Origin of the sequence: Psychrilyobacter piezotolerans (assembly GCF_003391055.1) — a bacterium.
Lineage (GTDB): Bacteria > Fusobacteriota > Fusobacteriia > Fusobacteriales > Fusobacteriaceae > Psychrilyobacter > Psychrilyobacter piezotolerans.
This window is the reverse complement of record NZ_QUAJ01000050.1, coordinates 1-12,666: the sequence shown is the minus strand read 5'-3', so window position 1 is coordinate 12,666 and position 12,666 is coordinate 1. Positions and strand designations below refer to the sequence as shown.

Genomic DNA, 12,666 nt, shown 5'->3' with positions numbered 1-12,666 from the left:
ATCCTGAGCCAGGATCAAACTCTACATTCAAATTTATATCCTAACTTCATAAATGAAGTTTAGCTATCTATTAAAAGATAATTATTTTTATAGTGGTTCATTCCACTGTACACCTTAATCGATTGTTCAAAACTAAAAGTTTCAAACGACAATTGAGTTTTTAATTTACACTTTCTTTCTCTATTCAACTTTCAATGTCCTTCTCTGTCTCGTTCGGTTTCCCTCGCGGACAAGAAGAAGTATACCGCACTTATTATTCTACGTCAAGAGTTTTTTTCTTTTCTTTTTAAAATTTCTCAAAAAAAACCAGGTAATACGGTTTAAAATGAAGGTCCATACAAACCATTTTGGAATAAAATCCAAATTTTATAGGATATAAAACTTACCTTATATATATAGTCCACGAATAAAAACAACAAAAACGACTAAATTTCTTTTACAAATAATAGTCGTTTTTTTATATTAAAATTATTTTTTATAAGATTAATTATTTTCCTTCAAAATGTCTTTTCCATAAACCTTTGAATGCTTTTCCATGTCTGGCTTCATCCTTAGCCATCTCGTGCATAGTATCGTGAAGTGTCAAGGCTTTTTTACAAATATTTTTAAAGAAAAATTATAAATTTATTTATCTATTGTGATATACTATATAGTCTAAATATAATTATAAAAAGGAAGTACTTATGAAAATATATGAATATATAGTTGTAGGTGGAGGTCCCGCCGGTATATTTTCTGCTATATATGCAGGAAGCTGCGGGATAAAAACTGCAATTTTAGAAAAAAAGAATAGAATGGGTAAAAAAATATTGATCGCCGGTTCGGGACAGTGTAATATCACCCATACTGGAGAGGTCAAGGAATTTTTAACTAAATATGGAGACCACGGTAAATTTTTACGAACAGCAATCTATAAATATTCTCCCGAAGACTTGCAAATTTTCTTTAAAGATCACGGATTGGAGTTAGTTCCCAGGGAAGATGGAAAAATATTTCCCATAACTAAACGATCTGCAGATGTTGTGGAACTGCTCTATTCCCTTTGTAAAAAGTACAATGTGGATATCATAGAAAACTGTGAGGTATTATCTATAATACATAAGGATGATTTTACTTTAAATACCAGCACAGGAGATTTTAACTCTAAAAACATTTTACTTTCCACCGGCGGGATAACATTTCCCCAAACAGGCAGCGAAGGGCAGGGATATAGGTTTGCCAAAACTTTAGGCCATAAAATACTAGAACCAAAACCATGTCTCACTCCCATATATATAAAAGATTATCCATTTACTGAATTAGCCGGAATTTCTTTTAAAGATATATCCATCAGTGTTTTTGACGGGGATAAAAAAATCAACTCCTCCAAGGGAGATATCCTGTTCACCCATAAAAACCTAAGTGGTCCAGGAATTTTAGACAACTCCAGGTATATGAAAAGAGGGAATAAAATCTCATTTAATTTTATAGACCTGACTTTAGAACAATTCAAGGAAGATTTCATAGAATATACCCATGTTCATGGCAGGAATTTAACTAAAACTTTTTTAAATACCTATAACTTACCTGAAAGGTTTATTAAAAATATGCTTTTTGAAGCTGAAATATGCGAGGGATTGAAGATATCCAGTCTAAGTAAAAAAATGAGAGATGATCTCGGGAAACTCCTCACAGAATACACCTATGAGATCAGTAAATTAGGCGGTATAGATGTAGGTATGGCTACCAATGGCGGTATAGACTTAAAGGAGATCAATCCTAAAACTATGGAGTCCAAATTAGTTAAGGGTCTTTATTTTGCAGGGGAGATTATGGATATCGACGGTGATACCGGGGGATATAATATCCAGGCCGCAATATCAACAGGGATCCTGGCCGCAAGAAGCATAGCGAAGAGTAAGTAGCAGACAGTTTAATAGTTAAAATCAAAAACTGAACCGCAGTATTACGCTAATAAACACAAATATATAAAGTATCGATAAAAGAAAAAGAAATAGTCACAGATTGCACGAATTTACACAAATGTTAATAAGTAATAAATTTAGGAGGAAAATTTAAATATGAAATTAGAAAAAATTAAAGAATTTAAAAAATTTGCCAGTGAGGTGATATTAAAAGTTTTGATGAAGATGGATAAAGATTATCAGAACTATCAAAATTTAGATGACTATGACGGGATGCAGAAAGTTAAATTGGAGTTTATCCCAAAATATGAAAAACTATACCTTGAATTTTCCAACGATATCTCGGAAAATTTAGATGAGATGGATGACAAAAAAATAGAATCTTTGATGGGTATTGTCAATGACATTATGAAGGTTCACAATATAAATATCGACTATATTTTAGACGAGATGGAAAAAAGAGAAAATTTAAAGGGGAAATCCGGAGCAGAAGCTGTAGAAAAATTATTTAAATACCAGATCAAAGAATTGGAATTAAAGATGGAAAGATTACTAGAGCAAGCCAATACCATCTTAGACAATGAGGCAAGGTTGGAAGCAGAGCTAAGGGATGCCATCCAAGAAGATGATCAAATGGGGATCCTGGACCAGCTGACTGCTGTCAGAAGCCGGTGGAGTACCCTGGAGAAAAAAACCATTCAGTGTAAAACAGCATTGGACGGATTAAAGGAATCTCTGGTAAAAAAATGGACCTATGATATTTACGGAACTATCTCCCAGGAAGAACTGAAAAAAGTTTTTAGCAGCGAGATGAAAAATAAATAGAATTTAAATTTTAAAAGAAATGAAATTCGTGGTAAAAAATTGTAGGTTAATCTAGTTTTTACTAGATATTGCACAAGTCAAATTACTATGCTAAAATGGAGGTATATTTCGATATGAATACAGCAACTAAAATAGCGATAAATGTGGTGGTCATCTTAATCATCATATTTTTTGTAATGAAAAGAAGAGCGAATAACGTAAAAAACGCAACTACAATACAAAAGGAGGCAACAATCGTGTCAAACACAAACTTAATTGCAAAGATCAAAACTAACAAGGGAGATATCAACATAAAGTTATTTCCAAATGAAACACCATTTACAGTACTTAACTTCGTAAACTTATCTAAGAAAGGGTACTATAACAACTTAAAATTCCATAGAGTTATCGCAGACTTTATGATTCAAGGTGGATGCCCGCAAGGTACAGGAATGGGTGGACCTGGATACAACTTCAAAGATGAATTCGTAAGAGATTTAGTATTTAACAAACCAGGAATCTTAGCTATGGCTAACTCTGGTCCAAACACAAATGGTTCTCAATTTTTCATCACTCATACAGAGACTACTTGGTTAAACCACAAGCATACTATCTTCGGAGAAGTTGTATCTTCTGAAGATCAAGATATAGTTAACAAGATCGCTCAAAATGACATCATTGAAACTATTGAAATCACTGGAGATGTAGATGCATTTTTAGAAGCAAACAAGGAACCATTAGCTGAATTAAACAGAGAATTAGCTAAAGATTTTCCTAACTTAAAATAATTCTAAATTTCGGAGGTATACCCATGAAAAAAATATCACTTATCTCTGCACTCCTCCTGCTTCTAGTTTTAGGAGGGTGCTCATCTATCAGAAGAGCCATGAAAGCCGGAGAGGTAGCAAAAATAAATAATATCAAGGCAACAATAGTTACTACTCAGGGAGATATCAACTTCTACCTCTATCCAGAAGCTGCTCCTATTACAGTAGCAAACTTTATAAATCTGTCTAAAAGAGGTTTTTATGATAATCTGAAATTCCACAGAGTTGTAGATAATTTTATGGCTCAGGGAGGAGACCCTTTGGAAACAGGTCTGGGTGGACCCGGCTATCAGATTGAAGATGAATTTGTAGAGTGGTTAGATTTCTACCAGACAGGTATGCTGGCCATGGCAAATGCAGGTCCTAATACTGGTGGTTCTCAATTTTTTATGACAATGTATGCCGCCGATTGGTTAAACCAAAAACATACGGTATTTGGTGAAGTTATCTCCGATGCTGATTTAGGTGTTATCAGAAAGCTGGAAATTGGCGACAGGATCAAGGAAATCAGGTTTGAGGGAGATATAGATTTCTTCCTGGCACTTGAAAAAGACAGGGTTGATTTTTGGAATGAAACTTTAGACAGAAACTTTCCAGATTTAAAAAAATACCCGGTAAAAGATATTACCGATCCGGTTTTTACCGAAACTTATACTAACTATAAGGATGAGTTAGTAAGAATCCAAGAGAAAAAATTAAAAACAGCTAAACCTTATGATCCAAAATTTATCCCGGCTTGGATAAGATATATAGATAATAAGTATACTGCAGCAAAAAAGAAAGAGGAAACTCCTCCCAGTGAGAGATTAGAAGAACGTGACGAAGACAACCTTTCGGTTATAGCCGCTTCTGTCACTGTCACTGAAACTGAAGATATAACTCGTGAAGATGACAAGGGTACTGTTACTGAAGATATAACAACTGAAAGTGCTCCTGTTACCGAGGAGAAACCTGAAGATTCAGAGGCAAATTAATATATGTTAAAAAGAGAGCTTTCTCAATTGAGAAAGCTCTTTTTTTTACTATTTATCCATCATATTTATAAAATATCTGTGTGTTTCCAAATTATCTGTCAATTCAGGGTGAAAAGATGTTACCAAGAGATTATTTTCCCTGGCCGCAACTATCCTTTCATCTACCTCTGCTAATATGTCCACACCCTTCCCTGCATTCTCTATATAGGGTGCCCGTATAAATACCATGGGAATTTTATTTTCTATCCCCTTAAAGATACCATCTACCTTAAAACTTCCAAGCTGTCTCCCATAACCATTTCTCCTTACTACAATATCCATAAGGGACAGATGGGTTGTTTTATCATGGGCTATCTCTTTAGCCAGCAAAATCATCCCGGCACAGGTTCCCCAAACAGGAAGTCCCTCTCCAATCTTTTGAATTAAAATTTCTTTCAGATCAAAATCTACCAGGAGTTTACCCATGGCAGTGCTCTCTCCTCCAGGGAGGATAAGACCATCTATAGAGTTCAGATCTTCAATTTTTCTAATCTCAACCCCTTTATGTCCGAGGGATTGTATAATATTCATATGTTCCCGAAAAGCACCCTGCAGGGCCAAGACACCTATATTCTTCATCTTAGTATCCCCTGTGAGCCATCAATTCATTGGTATCTATAGAATAAACATTGATTCCTACCATGGCTTCCCCAAGGTTTGTAGAAATTTCAGCTAAAATTTTAGGGTCATTATAATGAGTTACAGCCTTAACTACAGCGGCAGCTCTCTTTCTTGGGTCACCGGATTTAAATATTCCCGATCCTACAAATACTCCGTCACAACCAAGCTGCATCATCATAGCTGCATCGGCAGGTGTAGCTACACCGCCGGCAGCAAAGTTTACAACTGGAAGTTTACCGTTTTCATGGATATATTCCACCAGACCTATGGGAGCTCCAAGCTCCTTGGCTGCATGGTAAAGTTCATCTTTTGAAAGCCCCTGAACCCTGCTTATCTCATTGTTCATCATTCTCATATGTCTTACAGCCTCTATAACATCTCCCGTTCCCGGTTCCCCTTTAGTTCTTATCATAGATGCACCTTCACTGATTCTTCTAAGAGCTTCTCCAAGATTTTTTGCACCGCAAACAAATGGCACATTAAAGTTTGATTTATTTATATGAAGGGCAGGGTCAGCTGGTGTCAATACCTCACTCTCATCTATATAGTCAACTTCCAAAGCTTCTAGAATCTGTGCTTCCACGAAATGACCAATTCTTACCTTTGCCATAACAGGTATAGATACTGCAGCCTGGATTTTTTTGATCATATCGGGATCCGAAGCTCTGGCTACTCCTCCATCTTTTCTAATGTCTGCCGGAACTCTCTCAAGAGCCATTACTGCACAAGCTCCTGCCTGCTCAGCTATTATCGCTTCTTCAGCATTTGTTACATCCATTATAACTCCGCCTTTTAACATCTGTGCCAGATTTTTATTTAATTCATTTCTCATATTTATCCCCCTTTATTATGTTTTATCTTTGACACTATCATACGCCTCATATATAATATATTCAATCATAAGAACAAAAAGTGTATCGATACAATTAAGGAGGAGATAAGATGAATTTAGATAATCAGCAGACACTGTACCTTCAAATTTATGAAAAGATCAAACAGGATATTATCGAAAATAAATATGTGGAGAATCAAAAACTTCCGTCTATCCGGAATTTAGCTAAAAAGTTAGGAGTCAATAATATAACCATTGTAAAAGCCTACGATACCCTGGAAAGAGACCGATATATCTATAAAAAAAGGGGGAGCGGGGTCTATGTAAACAACCTCAATATTAAAAAAAATATTTTAGAGGAAGAGATCCTCATGGAAACTTTTAAATACGGTAAATTAGAAGTGGAGTGTGAGATTAACTTTGCCAACAGTAACCCCAATGGGAGTTATTTTCCCATAACAAAATTTAAAGACTGTATAAATTATGTAATAGACAGAGACCAGGAAAAAATATTTGCCTATGAAGATCCAAAGGGTTATGCAGGATTACGAGATATTATCTCGAAACACTTAGAAGATGAAAAAATAATGACCCACCCTGAAGATATCCAGATAATCTCCGGAGCCCAGCAGGGAATCGACCTTATTACAAAATCATTTATTCATTTCGGAGACAGGGTAATCATTGAAAACCCCAGTTATTCCGGGGCTATCACTTCCTTTAAAAGGGGGGGAGCCAAGGTTATGGATATCCCGTTATTAGAAGACGGCATAGACCTAAAGATCTTAAAAAAGATCCTGGCTAAAGAAAAAATATCATATCTATACCTTATGACAAATTTTCATAATCCCACCGGGATCTCCTACTCCAAAAAGAAGAAATTAAAAATTTTGGAATTGGCTGAAAAATATGATTTTTATATAATTGAAGATGATTCCAGTTCCGACCTTTACTATAAAAATAAACCCCTTTCCCTGAAATCTATGGATACAGATGAGAGGGTAATGTATATTAAAAGTTATTCCAGAATATTCATGCCGGGTCTCAGATTGGGATTCCTTATCGCTCCCAAGGATAAATTAAAATATATCTCTTTCACCAAATACCATACAGATATCTCCACCCCGGGTTTGATACAGAGAGCCTTTGAACACTATCTAAACTCCGATCTATGGGAGATTCACACTAAAAAATTGAGAACTATCTACAAGAAAAAATTTCAAGTGGCCTATGATCTGTTGAGGAAGATAGACCACCTGAGATTATTTGCAGTTCCCCAGGGAGGCTTATATTTTTGGGTCCAATTGGATAAGGTCAGCAGCGAAGCTCTTTTTTTGAAAACCCTCCAAAAGAAAGTCGGGATCCTGCCTGGATCTATATTTAAACTGGATGAAAAAAGTGACGGATGGGTAAGACTTTGTTTTGCCGATGTGGAGATAGAGGAGATAAAAAAAGGACTGGAAATTTTAAAAGAATGTGTGGAGGAACTCTATAATTTATAAACTCTTGTAATTCATATTTTTTTCATCTGAATACTATATCATTTAGATATTTTCCTTATCATTTTTTTTTTAGTATAATAAGAATGAATTTAATTTAACTGTAAGTGAACATCACCTATTCTATATTTAATAATTTCATTTTGGAGGAGATAATATTGAAAAAACTCTTAATGACACCGGGACCAACCAATGTTCCTGAAGAAATCAGAAAAAAAATGGCTGAAGATGTTATCCATCACAGGATGGCAGACTATAAGAAACTGTTTAGTGAAGTCAGTGAAAATCTAAAAGATTTTTTTAAAACCAAACAGGAAGTGCTTACCCTGACCTGTTCCGGCACCGGAGTCATGGAGGCCGCTGTTGTAAATTTATTTTCAAAAAAAGAGAAGGTACTGGTAATAAATACAGGAAATTTTGGACAGCGATTTGTAGAAATTGCAGCTACCTATGAACTTGACGTTATCGACCTGAAGTATGACTGGGGTTCTACCTATGATTTAGACGACATAAAGGCCGCGATTTCAGAGAACCCGGATTTGAAGGGAATTTTTATGACCCACAGCGAAACTTCTACAGGGGTTTTAAACGATATCCAGAGGGTCGGTAATCTTACAAAGGATACAGATATTCTTTTAGTTGTAGATTCTGTCAGCGGTATGGTTGTAAATCCATTGGAATTTGACGACTGGTCCCTTGACTGCGTCGTTGCCGGAAGCCAAAAAGGTTTTTTACTCCCCCCTGGTCTGGCATTTATAGCTCTCAGTAATAAGGCAAAAAAAGCTATGGAAAGGTCAAACTTACCCAAATTTTATTTTGACTTAAAAAAATATATTAAATTTTTAAAAGAAAAACAACAAAACCCTTATACACCGGCTATTACCTTGATTGTGGGACTCAAATGTGCCTGTGACCTCCTTTTGGAGGAAGGCTTAGATACCATCCAGGCAAAGCATACAAAACTCCGAAAATATCTGGGAGAAGAACTTTTAAAACTTGGATTTGAACATTTTGTAACAGACGAAAAAGCCAGAGGTAATACCCTGGTTGCAGTAACCCATAGGGGAATTCAAGATATGGATAAATTTCGAGAAACAGTGGATAAAGACGGAGTGAGTATTGCAGGAGGTCAGGGAAATTACGCCGGAAAACTCCTTCGAATAGGCTGTCTTGGAAAAATAACTAAAGCAGATATAGATAGAACCATAGAAGAAATCAAGAAAAATTTAATATAAAAGTTGTTGTAAAAAGATCAATATAGTATATATATACTATGTTATATCGATTAAAATGCAGCACACGAATGCTGAATTTTTGATACCACGACACTTTGTCAACGACCTATTAAGGTAGATTATAGAGGGGGTTAGAATGAATAAAAGATTTAAAAGAGTTTTAATTGCAAACCGTGGCGAAATTGCAATAAGAGTTATAAGAGCATGTAAAGAACTTGAAATAAGAACAGTTGCCATCTATTCTGAAGAAGATAAAACATCTCTTTTCAGAACAAAAGCAGATGAATCTTATCAAATAGGTAAAGGTAAAGGACCTGTGGAGGCATACCTTGATATTGATGAGATAATTAAACTTGCTCTTAAAAAAGGGGTAGACGCAATCCATCCCGGGTACGGATTCCTTTCTGAAAATCCTGAATTTGCAAGGAAATGTGCTAAAGCAGGGATAGCATTTATAGGGCCCACTGCTGAAATGATGGAAAGTTTAGGAGATAAAATACAGTCAAAACTAGTTTCTGCAAAAGCTGGAGTTCCTACTATTCCTGGTGTGGATAAACCTGTAGGTTCCGAAGATGAAGCAATTGAATTCGCAAGAAGCTGTGGATACCCTATAATGCTCAAAGCGGCTGCCGGCGGGGGCGGACGTGGAATGCGTATAGTAAGAGAAGAATCAGAGCTTATTTCTTCTTACAGAAGTGCCAAAAACGAATCTAAAAAAGCTTTTGGTATAGATGATATGTTTATAGAGAAATATGTTGAACAGCCTAAACATATAGAGGTTCAGATTCTTGGGGACAAATATGGAAATATATTCCATCTTTTTGAGAGAGATTGTTCTATACAAAGAAGACACCAAAAAGTTATTGAGATAACTCCTGCACTTACATTAACCGAAGAAAAAAGACAGGAAATATGCAACGATGCATTAAAAATCGCAAATGAAGTTGGTTACTTAAACGCCGGTACTTTGGAATTCTTAGTTGATAAACACGGAAACCATTATTTTATCGAGATGAACCCTAGAATTCAGGTTGAGCATACAATTACTGAAATGGTCACCGGTATCGACTTAGTTCAAAGCCAAATACTTATTGCTGAAGGATATGCATTAACTTCGGAAGAGATAGGAATCCCTTCTCAAGAGGCTGTTCAAACCAGAGGATACTCTATCCAGTGCAGGGTGACCACTGAAGACCCTGTAAACAACTTTGCACCTGACACAGGTAAAATAGACATTTATAGAACTGGATCCGGGATAGGTGTCCGTCTTGACGGTGGGAACGGCTATGCTGGTGCTGTTATAAGCCCTTATTACGACAGCTTGCTTGTAAAAGTCATATCTCACGGGAATTCATTTAAAGATGCCATAAGAAAAGCTCTTCGTTCTATAAAAGAGGCTAAAATTACCGGTGTAAAAACAAACATAGATTTCTTAGTCAATGTATTGAACCACCCTAAATTTGCAAGGGGTGACTTTACCACAGCATTTATCCCTGAACATCCGGAACTTTTCGATATCTCTGTAAAAAAAGACTCCGAAGGAAATTTTCTTAAGTTTATAGCTGAAAAAGTTGTAAATGAAACCCGTGGTATTAAAACAGAGTTCGACGTACCACACATACCCAATGCTCCTAAACCTGAAAAACTTTCTGGTACAAAACAAATTCTTGAAGAAAAAGGTCCAGAAGGGGTAGTTGAGTGGATTAAAAACCAAAACAAACTGCTACTTACAGATACAACAATGAGGGACGCCCATCAATCGTTAATGGCTACCCGTGTAAGAACAACCGATATGCTGAAAATAGCCAGGGATACATCTATACTTGGAAAAGACCTTTTCTCAATCGGGATGTGGGGAGGAGCTACTTTTGACGTTTCATACAGGTTCTTAAAAGAATCTCCTTGGGAAAGACTGAAAGAAATAAGAAAAAGAGTTCCAAATATCCTTCTTCAAATGCTTCTCAGAGGATCCAACGCAGTGGGATACAAAAACTATCCTGACAACGTAATTGAAGAATTCATAAAAGAAGCTTCTGACAGCGGTATTGACCTTTTCAGAGTATTTGATTCTTTAAACTGGATTAAAGGGATGGAAGTTCCTGTGAGAGAAGTTATTAAAAACGGAAAAATTGCTGAAGTATGTCTCTGTTATACAGGAGATATCCTGGATAAATCAAAAACCAAATACACCCTTGACTACTATATAGAAAAAGCAAAAGAAATAGAGGCTATGGGAGCACATATCCTTGGAATCAAAGATATGTCGGCCCTGCTAAAACCATATGCAGCAGAAAAACTTATAAAAGCACTTAAAAAAAATATATCTATCCCTATCCACCTGCACACACATGACACTACAGGAAATGGAGTTGCAACTGTCCTAATGGCAGCTGAAGCAGGGGTCGACATCATAGATACTGCTTTTGATGCTATGTCCGGGCTCACAAGCCAGCCTTCTCTAAACTCTGTAGTTGCAGCCCTGGAAAATACTGAAAGGGATACTAAAATAAATCTTGATGATGTTCAGCAGATCTCTAATTATTGGAATGTCGTAAGACCTGTGTATGCTCAGTTTGAATCTGGGTTGAAATCCGGTTCTACAGAAATCTACAAATATGAGATCCCTGGGGGACAGTACTCAAATCTAAAACCTCAAATCGAAAGTTTTGGGCTTGGGCACAGATTCGACGAAATCAAGGAAATGTTTAAGAAAGTTAATCTGCTGGTAGGAGACATCATAAAAGTAACTCCATCATCAAAAATGGTAAGCGATCTTGCTATATTTATGGTTCAAAATAACCTGACTCCTGAGAATATTATTGAAAAAGGAAAAGATCTTGCTTTCCCTGACTCAGTAGTTGCTTACTTCAAAGGTATGATGGGACAGCCAGAAGGCGGATTCCCTAAAGACCTTCAAAAAATAGTCCTTAAAGGTGAAGAACCTATAACGTGCAGACCGGGTGAACTTTTACCTTCTGAAGATTTTGATAAAATTAAAGAATACCTGAAAACAAAACACAAAATAGATGCGACTATGCAGGATGCACTGAGCTACGCTCTGTACCCATCTGTATTTGAAGATTACCTGAAATACATAAAAGAACACGGTGATTTCAGCAAATTGGGAAGCGATATATACTTCCACGGCCTTGCAGAAGGAGAAACGTGCGAAATCAGTCTTAAAGAGGGTAAAATACTAGTTGTAACACTCCTTCAGATATCTAAGCTCGACAAAGACGGTTACAGAACTGTAACATTCGAAGTAAACGGTAATAGAAGAGAGACAAGGATAAAAGACAGGACTCAGTCGGTTTCTTCTGTATCAAGCGAAAATAGAAAAATGGTAGATCCTGACAACGAATTACAAATAGGTGCCAGTATCCCCGGAGCTATCATAAAGCTGCTTGTCAGCCAAGGGGATAAAGTAGAGGAAAATCAAAAATTAGTTATTATAGAAGCTATGAAGATGGAGACAAGCATCACTGCTAAAACAGGGGGAATTGTAGAGAAAATTTTCATAGAGGAAGGTAAAATAGTGGAATCAGGAGAGCTTCTTATCCAGCTTTCTAAATAAAACTGAAATAATTCACAGTATAAAAACCTCTGCAAATTTGCAGAGGTTTTTTTAATTTTTTTAAGTTGGATTACGCTTTTTAAAACACACACACGGCCTGCAGTTATTTTTAGATATATGTTTCAGTGTACAAAACCAGGGATATTCCTTTAATTCTTCTTCTGTATGCATTACAGCGTCCCTTTTAGAAAAATATCTGCAATCAAAACAAGTGTTGCTCATATAAACCTCCTTGTATAATGAAATAGAGCTATAAAAGCACTATTTCTAGTTTATTTAATTTTTTAGTATATAATTAACATAGACGCTGTGGATTAGTGTGACCTCCTATAGCTTCGACTATTTCTTTTAGGCTCT

9 protein-coding genes and 1 pseudogene are annotated in these 12,666 nt (G+C 36.1%); 7 read left to right on the top strand and 3 right to left on the bottom strand.

Annotated elements, in window-relative coordinates; genetic code table 11:
- Positions 1–683: 683 nt before the first annotated feature.
- From DYH56_RS15195 to DYH56_RS15180, 4 genes and pseudogenes are all read left to right on the top strand, one after another.
- Positions 684–1,904, top strand: a complete 1,221-nt coding sequence (locus DYH56_RS15195; RefSeq protein WP_114643711.1) for a BaiN/RdsA family NAD(P)/FAD-dependent oxidoreductase — start codon at positions 684–686, stop codon at positions 1,902–1,904.
- 156 nt (positions 1,905–2,060) lie between these two features.
- Positions 2,061–2,729 (top strand): hypothetical protein, encoded by a 669-nt coding sequence (locus DYH56_RS15190; RefSeq protein WP_114643710.1) that lies wholly within the window; start codon positions 2,061–2,063, stop codon positions 2,727–2,729.
- A 176-nt stretch (positions 2,730–2,905) separates the two neighbouring features.
- Complete coding sequence (locus tag DYH56_RS15185) at positions 2,906–3,496, top strand: peptidylprolyl isomerase (RefSeq protein ID WP_158539180.1); 591 nt, start codon at positions 2,906–2,908, stop codon at positions 3,494–3,496.
- A 23-nt stretch (positions 3,497–3,519) separates the two neighbouring features.
- Positions 3,520–4,296, top strand: a pseudogene (locus DYH56_RS15180) (peptidylprolyl isomerase); the annotation flags it as partial.
- Positions 4,297–4,557: 261 nt separating this feature from the next.
- Here the strand turns inward: DYH56_RS15180 and pdxT are convergent.
- Together pdxT and pdxS are read right to left on the bottom strand one after the other, a co-directional pair.
- The gene (pdxT, locus tag DYH56_RS15175) at positions 4,558–5,127 is read right to left on the bottom strand and encodes a pyridoxal 5'-phosphate synthase glutaminase subunit PdxT (protein WP_114643707.1); all 570 of its coding nucleotides are present in this window, start codon (positions 5,125–5,127) and stop codon (positions 4,558–4,560) included.
- Between the two features lies 1 nt (position 5,128).
- Complete coding sequence (gene pdxS, locus DYH56_RS15170) at positions 5,129–6,001, bottom strand: pyridoxal 5'-phosphate synthase lyase subunit PdxS (RefSeq protein WP_114643706.1); 873 nt, start codon at positions 5,999–6,001, stop codon at positions 5,129–5,131.
- A gap of 110 nt (positions 6,002–6,111) precedes the next feature.
- Between pdxS and pdxR the strand changes: the two genes are divergently transcribed.
- The 3 genes from pdxR to DYH56_RS15155 all read left to right on the top strand — a co-directional run bounded on the left by pdxR (position 6,112) and on the right by DYH56_RS15155 (position 12,309).
- Entirely contained in the window at positions 6,112–7,503 is a 1,392-nt protein-coding gene (pdxR, locus tag DYH56_RS15165; RefSeq protein ID WP_114643705.1) for a MocR-like pyridoxine biosynthesis transcription factor PdxR, read from the top strand.
- 155 nt (positions 7,504–7,658) lie between these two features.
- Positions 7,659–8,735 (top strand): pyridoxal-phosphate-dependent aminotransferase family protein, encoded by a 1,077-nt coding sequence (locus tag DYH56_RS15160; protein ID WP_233500054.1) that lies wholly within the window; start codon positions 7,659–7,661, stop codon positions 8,733–8,735.
- A gap of 136 nt (positions 8,736–8,871) precedes the next feature.
- Complete coding sequence (locus DYH56_RS15155; RefSeq protein ID WP_114643704.1) at positions 8,872–12,309, top strand: pyruvate carboxylase; 3,438 nt, start codon at positions 8,872–8,874, stop codon at positions 12,307–12,309.
- 60 nt (positions 12,310–12,369) lie between these two features.
- On the opposite strand, the gene DYH56_RS16065 is transcribed toward DYH56_RS15155, so the two are convergent.
- A complete protein-coding gene (locus tag DYH56_RS16065; RefSeq protein ID WP_158539179.1) occupies positions 12,370–12,531 on the bottom strand; it encodes a hypothetical protein in 162 nt (53 codons plus the stop codon).
- Between the last annotated feature and the right edge of the window lie 135 nt (positions 12,532–12,666).

Bases quoted from the DNA above. Each gene is read 5' to 3' on its own strand.
- DYH56_RS15185 (WP_158539180.1), top strand. From the start codon at position 2,906: ATGAAAAGAAGAGCGAATAACGTAAAAAACGCAACTACAATACAAAAG.
- DYH56_RS15155 (WP_114643704.1), top strand. From the start codon at position 8,872: ATGAATAAAAGATTTAAAAGAGTTTTAATTGCAAACCGTGGCGAAATT.
- DYH56_RS15190 (WP_114643710.1), top strand. From the start codon at position 2,061: ATGAAATTAGAAAAAATTAAAGAATTTAAAAAATTTGCCAGTGAGGTG.
- pdxS (WP_114643706.1), bottom strand. From the start codon at position 6,001: ATGAGAAATGAATTAAATAAAAATCTGGCACAGATGTTAAAAGGCGGA.
- DYH56_RS15195 (WP_114643711.1), top strand. From the start codon at position 684: ATGAAAATATATGAATATATAGTTGTAGGTGGAGGTCCCGCCGGTATA.
- pdxT (WP_114643707.1), bottom strand. From the start codon at position 5,127: ATGAAGAATATAGGTGTCTTGGCCCTGCAGGGTGCTTTTCGGGAACAT.
- pdxR (WP_114643705.1), top strand. From the start codon at position 6,112: ATGAATTTAGATAATCAGCAGACACTGTACCTTCAAATTTATGAAAAG.
- DYH56_RS16065 (WP_158539179.1), bottom strand. From the start codon at position 12,531: ATGAGCAACACTTGTTTTGATTGCAGATATTTTTCTAAAAGGGACGCT.